Annotated in this window: 19 protein-coding genes and 1 pseudogene; 12 read left to right on the plus strand and 8 right to left on the minus strand. The window is 52.4% G+C overall.

Translation table 11 applies throughout. The annotated features are described in order from the left end of the window. A partial coding sequence (locus CKL79_RS18180) for a transposase (RefSeq protein WP_141242221.1) occupies positions 1-912 on the plus strand: 912 nt, incomplete at its 5' end. Positions 913-1,336: 424 nt separating this feature from the next. Here the strand turns inward: CKL79_RS18180 and CKL79_RS18185 are convergent. Beyond that, a complete protein-coding gene (locus CKL79_RS18185; RefSeq protein WP_121970983.1) occupies positions 1,337-1,963 on the minus strand; it encodes a transglutaminase family protein in 627 nt (208 codons plus the stop codon). 675 nt (positions 1,964-2,638) lie between these two features. Here CKL79_RS18185 and CKL79_RS18190 point away from each other — a divergent pair. From CKL79_RS18190 to rnhA, 6 genes and pseudogenes are all read left to right on the plus strand, one after another. Beyond that, positions 2,639-2,946: pseudogene (locus CKL79_RS18190) on the plus strand (phage integrase N-terminal SAM-like domain-containing protein). Positions 2,947-2,970: 24 nt separating this feature from the next. Continuing rightward, entirely contained in the window at positions 2,971-4,884 is a 1,914-nt protein-coding gene (locus CKL79_RS18195) for a fumarate reductase/succinate dehydrogenase flavoprotein subunit (protein WP_121970984.1), read from the plus strand. Between the two features lie 35 nt (positions 4,885-4,919). After that, positions 4,920-5,282 (plus strand): hypothetical protein, encoded by a 363-nt coding sequence (locus tag CKL79_RS18200; RefSeq protein WP_141242234.1) that lies wholly within the window; start codon positions 4,920-4,922, stop codon positions 5,280-5,282. Between the two features lie 111 nt (positions 5,283-5,393). After that, positions 5,394-5,624 (plus strand): hypothetical protein, encoded by a 231-nt coding sequence (locus tag CKL79_RS18205; protein ID WP_121970986.1) that lies wholly within the window; start codon positions 5,394-5,396, stop codon positions 5,622-5,624. A gap of 30 nt (positions 5,625-5,654) precedes the next feature. After that, entirely contained in the window at positions 5,655-6,401 is a 747-nt protein-coding gene (locus CKL79_RS18210) for a succinate dehydrogenase/fumarate reductase iron-sulfur subunit (protein WP_121970987.1), read from the plus strand. Positions 6,402-6,428: 27 nt separating this feature from the next. Continuing rightward, on the plus strand, positions 6,429-7,364 hold the full coding sequence (gene rnhA / locus CKL79_RS18215; protein WP_121970988.1) for a ribonuclease HI: 936 nt from the start codon (positions 6,429-6,431) through the stop codon (positions 7,362-7,364). Positions 7,365-7,372: 8 nt separating this feature from the next. Here the strand turns inward: rnhA and CKL79_RS18220 are convergent, their stop codons facing one another. From CKL79_RS18220 to CKL79_RS18235, 4 genes are all read right to left on the minus strand, one after another. Continuing rightward, complete coding sequence (locus CKL79_RS18220; protein WP_121970989.1) at positions 7,373-7,717, minus strand: histidine triad nucleotide-binding protein; 345 nt, start codon at positions 7,715-7,717, stop codon at positions 7,373-7,375. A gap of 133 nt (positions 7,718-7,850) precedes the next feature. Further along, entirely contained in the window at positions 7,851-8,264 is a 414-nt protein-coding gene (locus tag CKL79_RS18225; protein ID WP_121970990.1) for a hypothetical protein, read from the minus strand. Positions 8,265-8,558: 294 nt separating this feature from the next. After that, the gene (locus CKL79_RS18230) at positions 8,559-8,942 is read right to left on the minus strand and encodes a hypothetical protein (protein ID WP_121971006.1); all 384 of its coding nucleotides are present in this window, start codon (positions 8,940-8,942) and stop codon (positions 8,559-8,561) included. 458 nt (positions 8,943-9,400) lie between these two features. Beyond that, positions 9,401-10,048, minus strand: a complete 648-nt coding sequence (locus tag CKL79_RS18235; RefSeq protein ID WP_121970991.1) for a sugar transferase — start codon at positions 10,046-10,048, stop codon at positions 9,401-9,403. A 476-nt stretch (positions 10,049-10,524) separates the two neighbouring features. On the opposite strand from CKL79_RS18235, the gene CKL79_RS18240 reads away from it, so the two are divergent. After that, entirely contained in the window at positions 10,525-11,178 is a 654-nt protein-coding gene (locus CKL79_RS18240; protein WP_240518953.1) for a LysR family transcriptional regulator, read from the plus strand. A 4-nt stretch (positions 11,179-11,182) separates the two neighbouring features. Then, positions 11,183-11,317: a hypothetical protein gene (locus CKL79_RS24240; protein WP_276300806.1), complete on the plus strand. Its 135-nt coding sequence runs from the start codon at positions 11,183-11,185 to the stop codon at positions 11,315-11,317. On the opposite strand, the gene CKL79_RS18245 is transcribed toward CKL79_RS24240, so the two are convergent. Then, on the minus strand, positions 11,310-11,510 hold the full coding sequence (locus CKL79_RS18245) for a hypothetical protein (RefSeq protein WP_121970992.1): 201 nt from the start codon (positions 11,508-11,510) through the stop codon (positions 11,310-11,312). The genes CKL79_RS24240 and CKL79_RS18245 overlap by 8 nt on opposite strands. Positions 11,511-11,580: 70 nt before the next feature. Further along, positions 11,581-12,288, minus strand: coding sequence for a DUF1028 domain-containing protein (locus CKL79_RS18250; RefSeq protein WP_121970993.1), 708 nt, complete (start codon positions 12,286-12,288; stop codon positions 11,581-11,583). A gap of 165 nt (positions 12,289-12,453) precedes the next feature. Here CKL79_RS18250 and asnB point away from each other — a divergent pair, with 165 nt between their 5' ends. Then, positions 12,454-14,490 carry an asparagine synthase (glutamine-hydrolyzing) gene (gene asnB / locus CKL79_RS18255; protein ID WP_121970994.1) on the plus strand — a complete coding sequence of 679 codons (2,037 nt, stop codon included), beginning with the start codon at positions 12,454-12,456 and terminating at the stop codon, positions 14,488-14,490. 1 nt (position 14,491) lies between these two features. Here asnB and uraD read toward each other — a convergent pair whose 3' ends face one another. Beyond that, complete coding sequence (gene uraD, locus CKL79_RS18260; protein WP_121970995.1) at positions 14,492-14,989, minus strand: 2-oxo-4-hydroxy-4-carboxy-5-ureidoimidazoline decarboxylase; 498 nt, start codon at positions 14,987-14,989, stop codon at positions 14,492-14,494. A 100-nt stretch (positions 14,990-15,089) separates the two neighbouring features. On the opposite strand from uraD, the gene CKL79_RS18265 reads away from it, so the two are divergent. Continuing rightward, positions 15,090-15,497: a nucleotidyltransferase domain-containing protein gene (locus CKL79_RS18265; RefSeq protein ID WP_170944110.1), complete on the plus strand. Its 408-nt coding sequence runs from the start codon at positions 15,090-15,092 to the stop codon at positions 15,495-15,497. Then, positions 15,494-15,931, plus strand: a complete 438-nt coding sequence (locus CKL79_RS18270) for a DUF86 domain-containing protein (protein ID WP_121970997.1) — start codon at positions 15,494-15,496, stop codon at positions 15,929-15,931. Before CKL79_RS18265 ends, CKL79_RS18270 begins: the two co-directional genes overlap by 4 nt. Positions 15,932-15,972 lie beyond the last annotated feature (41 nt).

Raw genomic sequence — 15,972 nt, forward strand, 5'->3', positions numbered from 1 at the left:
CTATTTGCCTATTTTCGCAGTAGTGAGCACAAGTCCCGGCAAAACTATCTCAAGCTCCTGCGTCATCCGTTTGAGGACTATGTGCTCAACGAATATGCCCAAGCCTACCTGAGCGCTCATGGGCTAGCGTCTCGCCATTTAGAGAAACTGAGCTTTTCTGAGCAGGTGATTTGTCAGGGTGAATCGGCATGGGCAGCTTATTTAGAGCGCCTTGATATCGTCACCCCGCTCGCGGTTAGGTTGGTCACCGAAGCGGCTTTGCTCGGCAGTGTGATTAGCCATGGGGTGTCACCTGAGTTGATTATCCTCAGTGATGGTGCGCCGCAGTTTGTCTTGTTCGTCCATGCCCTGTGCTGGATACATATGGAACGTACCCTGCGCAAATTGAGCGGCGAAACCCCTGCGCAGCTCAACGAAATTGAAGCCCTGCGCTATCAGCTGTGGGCCTACTACCAAGCCTTGAAGTTTTATCGCCAAGACCCCTCTGCTGACGATATACCTGCATTCAACCGAGGCTTTGATGCCATCTTTGCACAGACCTTCGAGGACAATGCGCCCTTAAACGCGGTGCTCAAGCAGTTTACCAACCACAAGGCAGAACTCCTGCGCGTCCTGGAGATGCCAGCGCTGCCTTTGCATACCAATGCCGCTGAATCTGATATTCGCGAGATGGTCACTCGTCGTAAGATTAGTGGCACCACTCGCCATGACTTGGGCAGGCAGGCGCGTGACACCTTTGTCGGCCTCAAAAAAACCTGTCGCAAGCTGGGCTTTTCGTTCTGGCAATATTTGACCTCCAGGCTCAAACACGATGACACTGTTCCCTTGTTGCCTGATGTCATTAGACAAAGAGCGGCTCAGGCAACGGCTCAGGCCCTGCCTGCTGAGTCGGCTTGTTTTGTTGCAAGCTAAAACAAGCTTGCCTTCTACCAGCGGTTATTGAGCTATTGCAGATACAGTTCCATTCCTATATCTGTCATCATTTTCATGCGTTTTAGTGTGACGACTGTACCTCCTCCACGGGCCACCTCTCTTATGTGAAAACCGAGATCTGCAATGTATGAACTTCTAGGAATAGAGGCGGCGATCGCACCCGTTTTTTCACTTGACTAGATAGAGCAGCAGATGATCCGCGCTGGCCTAAAGATTGTTGGCACCTCGTTTAAGGAAGCGCGGAAGCGAGGGAGTATTGCTTGAGGGGCGATCGCCCTCGGCTTCATCGGCCTACCCCTGGCAATCTACTTTGGTTTGATTGGCTAACGGCTCAAATCACCCGCCGCAGATAACCTCGAACTCCAAACGCTAACCTCTCGGCGGTCGGTGTGCATTGGGGTTGTTAGCTGACTGGCACATAATTATTATCCATCACAAGACCATAATTCTTTGCAGACTTCAACGAAATATCTGGAAGATTACGAAGCATATCATCCCATGTATTTTGTGCTTGCAACGCTTCTACGATAATTTTAAGTGGTTCAGCAAGAACTGCCTGAAAATCTGCTTCTTCAGCGAGCCTGATGTTAAAAGCTAGCTGCTCCTGGGGCGGGGTAAATTGAGCATTGACTCCTTCTTTATTACCTCTGGCATCAATTCGATACCAACCCGTTTCAGCTAGATAGATTGCATTAAAACCGTGCAAGCTGTACGGCGCACCTTTATCATAAACACTCAATCGCTGATAACAAAACCCTGCTGGAATTTGGTTTGCCCGTAGCAATGCTGCCAACAAATGGCTCTTAGCAAAGCAGTAGCCTGTCTTGTATTTTAGAACGTCAGAAGCGCGACAAGTTATAGGGTTCATCTGATAGTCAAAGCTGTGACAAATTTCGTCTCGTACCCACTCGAAAGACGCTTTTGCGATCGCCGTTGATGTTTCATGTCCTGATGCAATTTGTTCGGCAAGCTCGATGATTTCAGGATGTGACCAATCAATAACTTCGCTAGTGCTCAAGTATTCTTCCATGTCAACTGCTACAAATGCTGTGAACCCAATTCTACGCTATCAACTAATGATCTCAAACTACTGCCACCACCTGCAACAGAAGCCAGCTAACTATATATTCAACGTCAGATCTGCTGAATAATACCCTAAATTTTTAGTTTGCCTGACACTTTTGCGGGATAACGCCCCCGTTTACAGAAGTTATCTGATACTTCTGCGGTATAAGTCCGTAGAAGCAGCCCTTTCAAGGTCAATTGAATACTTTCAATAATTCATACAATCTTGTCTGGATAATGATCTCAGGATTCCACACTTAAAAAAGTGCTTTCTACAAGCTGAGAGCTTCCCAATAGGAATAGCGAAGCCTTCAGAATGAAATGACTGAAATACTGATAAGTTCGTCAGTCTTATTCGTGATTTAGTACATCTGATCTTTCCTTGAGCAAGGGGAAATACAGCTAAAAGCCTTGCTGAGTATTGTTTTTGGTCAATTATTAAGCTTACGAGCGATCACCTTTAGAGGGCTGGTCCGTAGAAGTAGGGTGTTATCTATCACTTTCGCACTGTTTAAGTATGGGTATGAGGCGCTTATCAGGCATAACTGCTGCATAATCACCCAAATTTCCGACTTATACAGCAGTCAGTATGCCGCCATCTAATTCACCTCGTCTGCTTGACCGGGTTCGAGAAGCCATCATGCTCAAGTACTTTAGCCTGTCAACTGAGAAGTCATACGTCTATTACATTCGCGATTTCATTTTGTTTCACGACAAGCGCCATCCGCAGGAAATGGGGCAGACGAAATTAGGGCATATCTATCGCATCTTGCCCTGGAGCGGAGGGTCGCTGCCTCTACTCAAACGGTGGCGCTGAGTGCGTTGTTATTTCTATATCGACAGGTCTTGCAGGTAGAGCTTCCTTACATTGGCAATATTGAGCGGGCAAAACGTCCCAAGCGCTTGCCTGTGGTGTTTACTCGCGCCTTAGCGTTACTCTTTAAATGAGCGTTAACCCGATGTAGATAAGCCATGCCACTCGATGCCCGCGTGCCTGACGGCCCCCTTCCTGAAAAATGGGGCAGCTTTAAAGACCATTGCCATTTGGTCAATCCTGGCAACAAGCCCAAGCATACGGTGCTGGTGGTGGGTACTGGGCTCGCGGGCGCGTCAGCCGCAGCTACTCTCGCTGAGCAAGGCTACCGGGTCAAAAGCTTTTGCATTCAAGATTCGCCGCGCCGCGCTCACAGCATTGCTGCTCAAGGCGGTATCAACGCCGCGAAAAACTATCCCAATGACGGGGATAGCGTGTGGCGACTGTTTTACGACACGATCAAGGGCGGTGACTATCGCTCGCGCGAAGCGAACGTTTACCGGCTGGCTCAAATCAGCAACCAAATTATCGATCAGTGTGTGGCTCAGGGGGTGCCCTTTGCCCGTGAATATAGCGGCCTGCTGGCGAATCGGTCTTTTGGCGGGGCGCAGGTCTCTCGCACGTTTTATGCGCGGGGGCAAACCGGGCAGCAGCTTTTGCTGGGAGCCTACGGCGCGATGATGCGGCAGGTAGCGGCAGGGCGCATTGAGCTATTTCCTCGGCGGGAAATGCTGGATCTGGTCGTGGTCGAGGGGCAGGCAAGGGGTATTGTGGTGCGCAACTTGCTGACGGGCGAGTTTGAGCGCTATGCGGGCGATACGGTGGTGCTGGCCACCGGGGGCTATAGCAATGTGTACTATCTTTCGACGAACGGCAAAAATTCCAACGTGACAGCGAGCTGGCGGGCCTATAAGCGAGGGGCGCTGTTTGCTAATCCTTGCTTCACTCAAATCCACCCGACCTGCATTCCGGTGTCTAGTGAGTTTCAGTCGAAGCTGACTCTGATGAGTGAGAGTCTGCGCAACGATGGGCGGGTGTGGGTGCCGAAAAAGGCGGGGGATGAGCGATCGCCCCAAGACATTCCCGAAAGCGATCGCGACTACTATCTAGAAACGCGCTATCCCACCTTTGGCAACTTAGTGCCGCGCGATGTGGCTTCTCGCAATGCCAAGCAGGTGATCGATGAAGGCCGGGGCGTAGGGGCGACCGGGCTGGCGGTGTATTTGGATTTTCGTGAGGCGATCGCCTCCCAGGGCAAACCCGCCATCGAAGCTCGCTACGGCAATCTGTTTGAAATGTATCAGCGGATCACGGGCGAGGACCCTTACGCGCGGCCCATGCGCATTTACCCGGCGGTGCACTACACCATGGGCGGGCTCTGGGTAGACTACCATCTCATGAGCACGGTGACAGGTCTGTTTGTGCTGGGAGAAGCGAACTTTTCTGACCACGGCGCAAACCGGCTGGGAGCCAGTGCGCTGATGCAGGGACTGGCGGACGGCTACTTTATCATTCCGTATACGCTGGGCAACTATCTGGCGACGACGGCCTTGCCAAAGGTCGATACGGATGGCGATGCTTTTGCCGAAGCCGAGGCCTCAGCGAGAGCCCGCACGCTGAAGCTGCTGAGCATTAAAGGCGATAGAACAATGTTGGACTTTCACCGGGAATTGGGGCACTTGATTTGGAATGGGGTGGGGATTAGCCGAACTCGGGAAGGGCTGAAGGAGACGATAGAAGGGGTGCGATCGCTTCGAGCCGAATTCTGGCAAAATCTGCGCGTCCCCGGCGAAGCAACCACGCTCAATAAAAACCTGGAGTTTGCGGGTAGAGTCGCTGACTTTATGGAACTTGGTGAAGTCATGGCCCGCGACGCCCTCGCCCGCGAAGAGTCCTGCGGCTGTCACTTTCGCGAAGAATTTCAAACTGAAGGCGGTGAAGCCCAGCGCCGAGATGATCAGTTTTCCAATGCAGCGGCCTGGAAATATCAAGGGCAAGAACAGCCACCTGAGCTAGTAAGTGAGATGCTGCGGTTTGAAAATGTGAAGCTGACACAGCGGTCTTATCAGTGAACAAGTGTGAGTGAAAAAATATTATGAGTGAAGATATGAGTGAAGAAACTATGCCTGTAGGTATCAATGGGCAACTTTCAGCTATTAATCGGCTCATGCGGCCCAAGGAAATCGAAAGCCTCTGCGTACATACGATGACACCAGAGCAACAACAGGTTTTGCTCGATTGGGGAATGAGGATGTATTCCTTAGGGCAACAGGTTATCGAGCCTATCAGAACGATTAAGTACGACGGCAGACTAATCATCTTAGAAGACGATTCGAAGTGGGAAGTCGGCGATGGAGATGCTTATACGGCTGAGGATTGGAACATCGAAGACAAGGTATTGGTTGTGGATGACATCATGTATAACCTTGAAAAAACGGAAAAGGTAGAAGTTCAGACAGCGGACTTTTAGACAGACAATTAGAAGCTGAGGTTGCACGAGCAGCGACTACTGCTGGCGAGTTCTACGATATGGGAATTTCTCGATAGGCATTGGACTTAGAGACTCACCGGAGGAAGGCTAATGAAAAATATAATTGAGTACAGAGGCTATCTAGGCAAAGTAGGGGTAGATTTTGACGATGGGTGTATCTATGCCTCTGTAGCTAATGCAGAAGGCCTTTACCTTACCGCCGAGGGAAATACCCCGGTTGAGGTTGAAGCCGCATTCAAGTCTATTATTGATGACTATTTGGCTGGCGCGCAGGCCAATGGATGGGTAATCATTGAACCAAAGACAATGGCTACTCCCTGACCAGCAGACGGAAAGTTATATAGACATACTATGCGAATCAATCTGAAAGTTTGGCGACAGGCTAATCCCGAAGTCGAAGGCGGCTTCAAAAACTATGCTGTCTCCAACGTCCAGCCTGACCTTTCTTTTTTAGAAGTGCTGGACATTCTCAATGAGCAACTCATCGCCGAAGGTGGATTGCCAGTCGAATTTGACCACGACTGCCGGGAAGGAATCTGCGGTTCCTGCGGCATGATGATCAACGGTCAAGCCCACGGCTCTCAGCAGCGCACGGCGGTCTGTCAGCTCTATATGCGCCACTTTCAAGAGGGCGATACGGTAACCTTAGAACCCTGGCGCGCTAAAGCTTTCCCGGTGATCAAAGATCTGGTTGTCGATAGGTCTGCTTTTGATCGCATTTCAGCAGCGGGCGGCTATATTTCAGTGAAGACGGGCGCGGCTCCGGATGCAAATGCGGTGCTGGTGGCTAAGCCGGATGCGGACAAAGCCTTTGACTACGCGACCTGTATCGGCTGCGGCGCTTGTGTAGCGGCCTGCCCGAATGCGTCGGCTTCGCTGTTTACAGCAGCGAAAATTTCTCATCTGGCGCTGATGGCTCAGGGCAAGCCGGAGCGTCAGCAGCGCGTGGTGAAAATGACCGAGAAAATGACGGCTGAGGGCTTTGGCGACTGCTCCAATCACGGGGAATGTCAGTCGGTGTGTCCCAAGGGAATTTCGATTGCGGCGATCGCCCAAATGCGCCGTGAATACATCCGCGCTAAACTGCCCTTTGGCTAAACAATCTGCTTTAAGGAACAGTGAACGATGGCAACGGTTGAGGCAATCTACACAGATGGCGCTTGCTCTGGCAATCCGGGGCCAGGCGGCTGGGGCACCCGGATAGAATTTGCTGATGGTCAGGTACATGAGCTAGGCGGACGGGACGCGGCCACGACGAATAACCGGATGGAGATGCAGGCAGCGATCGCCGCCCTAGAATTTCTTAGCCAGGATGACCTCATCAGCGGCCCGGTCATTCTCCACACCGACAGCGAATATCTCAAAAACGGCATCACCAAGTGGATCAAAGGCTGGAAACGCAAGGGATGGAAAACCTCAACCGGCAAGGCTGTTTTAAATAAAGACCTGTGGCAGCAGCTCGATCTGCTCACGCAAACGCTCACTGAGCATCAGCTCAATATCGACTGGCGATACGTCCGTGGCCATACTGGCAACGCCGGCAACGAGCGCTGCGACCAGATAGCTCGTGCCTTCTCTCACGCTCAGCCCATCACCCTCAAGCAGCATACGCCCTCAGCCAGTACTGCCAGCGATACGGCAAGTTCAGATGAAGCATCTCCTCACCAGCCAGACGGTCAAAAAGAGTCATCACTGAGTAACCCAGAGATAAATGACCCCATTACGCAGGAAGCATCTTCGGAACCAGCGCTAAAATCCTACGAGAGTGACTCTCAAGAAGGAAATCGGCTCATGACAGCGCAATCTGAAAAAAACATCGGCAACCCCGAATCGACTCGGGTAGATCGCCTCAAAAACGCTCTGAAGACTCTGCAAGTCACCGATGAACTGGCTAAACAGGGCTACCTGATTACCAGCGCTGAGCTTGCTGACCTGATGGATGTCAATGCCAGCGCCGTCACCAGCCGGGGCGACTACTGGGCCTGGCGCAACTGGACGGTTTCGCGCATTCGCCGCGAAGGCAACCAAATTCTCTGGCAGCTAGAGCGGATTGACGAGTAGGTGGCCTCTTAGCCCGGCGGCCAACCCAACGCCCGCCCGCCTAATAGATGCAGATGTAGATGAAAAACTGTTTGCCCGCCGTCTTCACCTGTATTGATCACCACCCGATAGCCACTGTCGAGCTTCTGCTGACGGGCAATTTCGCTGACGGCAAAGATCAGATGACCCAAAAGGGCTTTGTCCTCTGCCTGAGCCGCCGACAGCATCGCAATGGGCTGCTTGGGAATGACCAAGATATGGGTCGGTGCCTGCGGTGTGATGTCGCGAAAAGCCAAACAAAGGTCATCTTCATAGACAATATCAGCCGGAATTTCTCGACGGATGATTTTACCGAATAGGGTGTCTTCGCTCATAGGGCCAGTTCGCAGCTAGACTGCCTGAATTACAGTCTCAATTTTACCGGTCTACTGCTTGTCTATTGCACACTCATGGGCAATGAACTGATTAAAGGGCCGCGCTGTCTATCTGCAATCGTTTTAACTCCATCTAGTCCATCGCAAAGTCAGCACTAAAAACGAGCCCATAGTCACCCATCACATTGCCCAGATTGACTGAAATGGGTAAATCCATCCCCCAGTCAAAATTGCCTTCTGCATCTAAAAGATCGCCAATGATTGGGATGTCAGCCAAATTCAGGTTGGCTGACTCGTCTGCAGAGGGGTCATCAGTAAACTCAGCATTGATGCTGTCGGCAACTCTCTGGTGGGCGATCGCATCCATTTCCATTTCCCCTATAGCTATCGTTCCTGGCTCCAGCGGTAGCAGCAATGCCTCTCGCTGGCTCGGCGCTGGCACGTCTGGCGCTGACGTTTGCGCCCAGACCCGATTTGCGCTCAACATTTGCACAACACACAAGGTAGTAGCACCCGCAATCAAGCGACAGGCAGACGTTTTTAGCATAATGAGCGATCGTGAATAAAGATGTTTGGTCAACCTGTAGCAAAGCGCAGATGCATTCGCGCTTTGCCTGTTGCTACATATGGCCTACAGCCAGTAATGCCGCATAAAGTAAAGTGCCGGAAGCTATAGCTTACTCAGGGCAGCGCCCTCGCATCAGGTGATATCTGCTGATTAGAGGCTGTCTTCTTTGAGACGACCCCATACGTATTTACGCAGAGCCCTTTGCCCCTCGATAGCCTGGCCGTCAAATCGAGTCAGCTCAAGTGCTAGACGGTTCTACCAAATAGCTATTTTTTACGTAATAGCGTTGCTCTCTGGGTGCTGAATTTCTGGCAGCACAACCTCACTCGGCGAAAACCTGACCTGGCTGTGCAGCCACTTAGCAATTAGCTGCGGACAATTTTTCCGACTCCAGCGCAGCATAAAAAATCGAAAAATCGGCTTAGATCGCCGAGCAATCACCTTCATAAAGCGATTCAACGGCTGTGAATGCACGCGCCGATTGAGTAAATTAGTCGAACCGACATCGTAGAGACAGTCGGCAATCAGCCTTAAGGTCACTTCTTCTCGGCGAAATAGGCTCTCTAAAAGCAGCTCTATGTCGTGCATTCGTTCATCTTCTAGGCGCTGCTCACGAACAACGACAGCGGTTTTGGGTGATCTCGATAGCCTTAACATAGTGCGCGAAGTGATATGCAGAAATTGGAGTAAGCCGTGACGCTTCAGAATCTGCAAACGCTCAGCAGACTCTTTCAGCAAAAAACTGTGTCCATACTTCACTTTATAGCTTACAGACCGTCCTAAAAATCTACACCAGGGCAAATTTTTATATGAACTAAGCGATATTTATCGATACCTGACTGCGCTGGAGGGCCCAAAACTTTTGCGCAACGTGTAAGGAAACAGCCATAATCTCCCCAGTTTATCTACAAATCTTCTCCACGAATCTATAGCGTTGGTCACTTTGCTGAAGTCCATCACACCGGCTGAAAGCCTGATGTTGCAACGGGTAAAGTGACTCGCGGTTCCCGAATGCATCCAGAAACCGCTATATCCCCTACTTAGCAAGCCATAAAACAGGCCGAGCTAGTCAAAGCCCAGCCTGTAAACTCAATCTGCCTTTCATAGTCACCGCTCTAATAAGCACCTTGTTTCTTAAAAACAACCTGAACTGTCTTAAAGATCAGCGCCAGATCGTAAGTAACAGACCACTTACTTTGATACAGCAGATCCATCTGTACGATCGCGTCAAAGTCTTCTACAGTTGAGCGACCATTAGCCTGCCATTCACCGGTCATACCGGGCCTTACCAGCAGTCTTTTGTGGTGATAGGCAGTATAGTTTTTTACCTCGTCAGGCGTTGGGGGACGCGTCCCGACCAGACTCATCTCTCCCTTTAGCACGTTCCAAAACTGAGGCAGCTCGTCTAGACTTGTGCGTCTGAGAAACTGACCGACACGGGTCACTCGGGGATCATTGCGATTTTTAAAAATATGGCCAGAGGCTTCGTTCTTGACCTGCTGCTTGAGCGCATCGGCATTGGTCACCATCGAGCGAAACTTCCAGATCCGGAAGCTTTCACCTTTAAGACCGCAGCGTAGCTGGCTGTACAGAATAGGACCCGGACTATCTAGCTTAATCGCTAGCCATAAGGGGATAAATAAGAGACCTGTGATGCCCAATCCGACTAGGGCACCAGCAATATCGATCAGACGCTTAAATTTGCTGTTAATGGACGGATGTTCGCAGTAGCTGATGGTTGGAAGTTCTAAAAGAAGTCGCATGTTTCTCACGAATAGGAGGCCAACAGGCAAATGCACTCTCCGCGTAATCGTAAGCTGGGGAACATTAGTCCACTCGTCCTAGCATAGAGTTGTTCTTAAAAAGTGCTGGGCTATCAGGGACACTTTGTAGCAACTTCATAAAAACAAAATAAGTTGGTAGAACGGGTAGTTCCGACCGGAAGCCATAAATCGGCAGAAACAAAGGCGTTAGCGCAGCTTTGCTACTTTGCCTTGTGCCTCCAGGCTTTCTGCCAGCCCTTTAAGCGACCAGTCATTTTCCGGATAGATGGTTAGATCGGCTCGATAGGCTGCTTCAGCGGCTGCCGGACGATTGGGCCTTTAGCAGCACTTTACCCAGCGTCTGACGTACAGGAGAGTACCAGGGAGCGGGTTCGTCGTAGCTGAGACTGTCTTCTAGCTTTAGGTCTTCTAGCTTTAGTGAGGCGGCGCTAGAGCTTGGAATCTCGCAGTCGGCGGTGAGTCATGCGATCGCATCTCTAGAAGACTACCTGGGCATTGTTCTATTTTCGCGCGGTCGCTACGGGGCGCGGCTGACACCGGTCGGCGATCGCGTGCTAGCCCATGCCCGCGTGATTGTGGAGCACACACAAGATATTTTGCAAGCGGCGGCGATCGCCAAAAGCTTAGAAAAAGGGCAGGTGCGTATCGCCAGCTTTCGCAGCATCGCCACTCATGTTTTGCCGGCGGCGATCGCTAACTTTCACCAGCGCTTTCCGGGTATTCGGCTCAACCTGTCTGAGCATGACGACTATAACCAGGTAGAGCAGGCGCTGCGAGAAGGCCGCGCCGATATTGGCATTACCGTGTTGCCCGCTGGCAAAGACCTGTCAGCTTGGGAACTGCTCAAAGACGAATTTGTAGTGCTTTTGCCGCCTGGTTTTACCCTCGAAGGCGATACGCTCACCTGGCTAGTGCTGGCTGAGCAGCCCTTAATTATGCCGCCGGTCGATCACATTATGATGCGTCCGGTTTACCGGCATATTAACGGGTTGGGCTACCGGCTAAAGGTGGTTAATGAAGTGAAGACCGACGCCACGATTGTAAAACTGGTGGCTCAGGGGGTTGGGCGGCACGATTTTGCCCCGGCTGGCGGCAGAACCGATCCCTGAGGGAGTGCAGGTATATTCTTTGCCGGTACCGCTAGAGCGGCAGGTGGGGGTTGCTATGCTCGCTGAAGCGCTCCAGCCGCCTGCTGTATATGCGCTGCTCGAAACCCTGACCGGACCAGTCAGTGTGAATCCTACATAAAAGGAAATGAGCGAGCTGCCGACATCCTCAAGAGCTGTTCGCGAGTCCAGCCGAGGCCGTTGGCGCTGCCCTCCTGATTTTCGCTCATCACCCCTGCGCCATAGGCTGCTTCTAAGTTTTGGCCGAGGCGCACAAACCGATCAGAGGTCCACCGACTTGACTGACGGGAAGTTTGGTTCGCTTTGTTTTTCATGGTTTTCTTTCCTCAAGAAGTGTTTCAGTAACCTCTTTAGAATACAAAACCGTAGCGAATTATACCAAAACTAGCTCGCATCTTTCACATGAGTAGAGTAGATGGGTGCTAATAGGGCAACCGGGCGCTCAGAGGGCATCGACCGCCGGAAGGACTGATAGTAGTCTTTGCAAGATTCTTCAAAGAGCAGACGCAGCGTGGCAACGGGCTGATCGTGGTGGTCAACGCGCAGATCTAAGTGCGGATAAACGTCGGCATCCATAACGTATATAGATGCTGACTGCCGCCCGCGCTTATCGCCCCCGGCAGCGTTACCGGCTTCGAGAGCTGAGAGCAGGCGATCGCAAAAAGGCTTGGCACCAGATTGCTGATAAGCCGCCGCCATTGCCGACAGTGTTTCTCCTCCGACCAGCATATTGCCCGCCACCGAGAAATGCGGAAAGGTAAAGTGACCGGCCCAGCCCACGCATTCTTTCCCCGTCCAGGCGGCGGTCTGTCCCTGGCGGTCTACCAGATGAAGCTGCCGCTGCTCGCGGTCAGGGTCGTCAAATAGCAGGCGCTGTAAGACTGATTCGGCATTGCCGGTGGGATCGGGGCTCTGTTCGAGCAGGTGCAGGCCGCGAATGCCCAGCAGCGGATTGGTTTGGGCTTGAGTGGCGATCGCCCCTACCTCCGCTTTCACATGAGGCACCAGCGCCCCCACTGCCAGATGCTTCGTCGCCACTGCCACGCCCGTCATGCCGGTTACCGCATCCCGAGCAACAATCGAAAAAGTCATGGGGTGACACAGTCCTTAAAGTCTTTTTAAAAAGTACCCCATCATCTTATCTACGGTGCCAAGCTCAGACTGTGGCGTAGGTTACGCTTTTAAGTCGCTCTTTAGGAAGGCCGTCTCAAAGGCCTCTGCCGGTAGGATGAGCACCAGTCCATTCAACCAATTTTTATGTGCGGTATTGCAGGCATCATGCATCACGAGGCAGATCGGCCCATCGACCCAGATCGGCTAGTGGCGATGGCGGCCATTCAGTATCATCGAGGGCCAGATGGCTTTGGTTGGAAGACTCTGCCTGAGTGCGGTGTGGGCTTTTCTCATGCGCGGCTGTCAATTATTGACCTCAATCCTGACCGGGGACGCCAGCCTTTTCGGTCAGATGATGGGCGCTATCTGATTGCTCACAATGGCGAATTTTACGACTACAAGCGGCTGCGGGCTGACCTCACTTCGCGGGGCTATCAGTTTGCGACCAAGAGCGATACGGAGCTGCTAATCCATCTGACTGACCGGCTAGGATTGGCGGGTGCGCTGCCCCACTTGCGGGGTGAGTTTGCTTTCGCGCTGTACGAGCGGCAGGCCGAGCGGCTGAGTTTGGTGCGCGATCGCTTTGGGGTAAAGCCGCTGTACTGGACGATGACCGCCGAAGGGCTGGTGTTTGGCTCAGAAATCAAGGTGCTGTTTGCTCACCCGGCAGTGCAGCGGGCCTTTTCATCGGAAGGGCTCTATCACCAGTTGATACAGACGATGGTGCCCGGAACAACCTGCTTTAAGGGCATTCATGCGGTACAGCCGGGTCAGATGGTGATCTGCGAACGGCACGACGGGCGGCTGCAAGTGCGCGTACAAACCTACTGGGATCTCGACTTTCCGCTCACGGATGAACGGCCTCAGCGCAGTGAGAAAGACTCGATTGAAATGTTGCGCCATCACTTTGTGGAGGCGATTCAGCTGCGGCTAGAGGCGGACGTGCCGGTGGCCTGCTATCTCTCCGGCGGGATTGATTCTTGCTCGATTTTGGGGGTGGCAGCGGCCTGTCAGCAGTCGCCCGTGAAGGCGTTTACGATTGGTTTTGACGATAGTGACTATGACGAGACGGCGATCGCCCGCGAGATGGCAGCCGCTGTCGGCGCAGATCAAGATATTCTCACGGTGCAGGGCAGCGATCTCTACGACCACTTTGCCCGCACCATTTGGCACACTGAGCGCAGCATTTACAACACGTTTACGGTCGCTAAGCTGCTGATGAGCGAATATGTGCAGCAGGCGGGCTACAAAGTGGTGGTCACGGGTGAAGGGTCAGACGAGCTGTTTGCAGGCTATCCGCAGCTGCGCCTGGACATGATTTTGCACGGCATGGATGACGCTACTCCGGCTGAGCGCTCTGAGCTAGAAGCCTGGCTGCAAGAGAGTAACCGGCTGTTTCAGGGCAATCTGCTGGCGCAAAAACGGCTGGACGATCCGGCCCTAACTGACCGCGTCGGCTTTACGCCTAGCAGCTTACAGTCGTGGCTCTCTTCAGCGCCGCAGGCGATGTCGCTACTCCAGGCGGAGCACCGGCAGCGGCTACAGGGCTATTCTCCAGGAGAGGCGATCGCCCACACGCTAGACCCACAGCAGCTCGCCGGTCGCCATCCGCTAGACAAGGCGCAGTACGTCTGGATCAAGACTCAGTTTGAATCGCAGGTACTGGGCTGGGCGGGCGATCGCGTCGATATGGCCAACTCTATGGAAGCCCGGCCCGCCTTTTTAGATCATCCCCTGGTAGAATTTGCTGTCACTATTCCGCCGAGCTTGAGATTTCGCGGGCAAAAAGATAAATACATTTTGCGAGAAACTATGCGCGAGCTGCTGCCAGAAACGCTGTACAAGCGGCAGAAATTTGCTTTTATGGCTCCCCCGGCGCATACCGATCCGGCCAAACAAAAGGCAATGTTGGGCTTGAGTGAACAGTATTTGTCGCCTAAGGCGATCGCCACCGCCGGACTGCTCGATCAGTCTACTGTTCCAGCCCTGTTCGACCGCTATCATCAGCCCGAAACACCCGTGGCAGAGCAAGTACAGCTCGATGCGATGATCAATCATCTGCTGAGCGTACAGATTCTCCATGAGCACTTTATCGCGACTGATATTCCTAAATTGGCTGAAGAGAGAGCCCGAAAGCTGGGCTGGCAGGCGGATGCAGTCAATCAGCGAGACTGTCGGTGAGCTATTCGATGAGATCTGCCAAGCGGAACTGAGCAATTTTGGAGATTTCGGCGAGCGATCGCGCTATCTCCTCTGCTTTATCGTTCTCCAGACGCCGCTCATACATCTGTAAAATACTCTCTTTGTCGTGACCTTTAACCGCCACGATAAACGGAAAGCCAAATTTCTTTTTGTAGGCGCTGTTAAGCGTTTGAAACCGCTCGTATTCCGCTGGGATCAACTGATTTAATCCAGCTCCCGCTTGCTCCTGCACCGAGGCATCGGCCATCTGTACCCGACTCCCTAGTTCTGGATGCGCCTGAATCAGCGCAAGCTGCTCAGCCGACGGCATGTGCTCAACGACAGTCACCATCGCTTGATGCAGCGCTGACACATCTGTAAAAGGTCTTGCGGCCCAAGCCCTCGTAGCTACAGCAGGCGTCTCTTCAAAAACATCACCGAGTAATTCTACAAACTCAGCCTGGCTCAGCTGGTTGACTTCGGCGATTGTATGGGCCATAGCGATTTCACTTCTGAGCTTGACTTGCGTTAAGTCGTTTTATCATCGATTGTGTCACGATGATAGGGTAGGCATCGCGGCATGGTGACATCGCATGAGTATGGCAGACGCAGCTCAGCTTCAAACCCAGTTCGAGTCGCAGCTGCCTGAGGTGAAACTGGTGGTCTTATTTGGCTCGCAAGCTAGACAAAAAGCAACCGATAAGAGCGATTGGGATATTGCTTTTTTAGCGACGCCCGACACCTACATAGGAATGGAGCAGTTCACGCTGCAGCAAGATATTGCCCTGCTGCTCGACCTACCCTTTGACGATATTGATCTAGTTAACCTGCGGCGCTGTTCACCGCTGCTAGCCTTTGCCGTTGCGCGAGAAGGCAAACTTCTATACGAAGCGGCCCCCGCTGCCTTTCGTCTGTTTCAGGTGAGAGCTAGCAAAATCTATGCAGACACTGCCAAGCTCCGCTATTTTCAGAAGGTCTACTTAGGCTACGGGACGCAGGCACCATGACTCAGTTCGAGCTAGCTGTTGTCCTCCGTAAGCTCAGCAATATAAAAAAGTATTTAGGCCAGCTCAAAACGATTGCTCAGTCCGCTCAGGCGGATAACGGCGGAGACTTTATTCAACAGCTTGCCATAGAGCGGCTGTTACATCTGCTGGTGGAATCCGCCATAGATATCAATATGCATTTGGCAGTGAGAAACGATCATCTGCCGCCAGATACCTACCGTGATTCTTTTATTACCGCAGGTAGAATCGGGGCGATCGCCGTCAATTTAGCCCAGCAGCTAGCCCCCTCCGCCGGATTACGTAACCGCCTCGTGCATGACTATGACGAAGTCGATCCAGAAATTGTCCGGCGGTCTATAGCCTTTGCGCTGGAACTGTTTCCGCAGTATCTCCAGCAAGTGCAAGACTACCTGCGGCAAATTGAAGCAGAGTGATTGCGCTTCTTGAACGGGTGCGAAGGTTTTGCTGAAAGGTG

The organism is Leptolyngbya sp. BC1307, from assembly GCF_002286735.1.
Taxonomy (GTDB): Bacteria; Cyanobacteriota; Cyanobacteriia; order Phormidesmidales; family Phormidesmidaceae; genus Phormidesmis.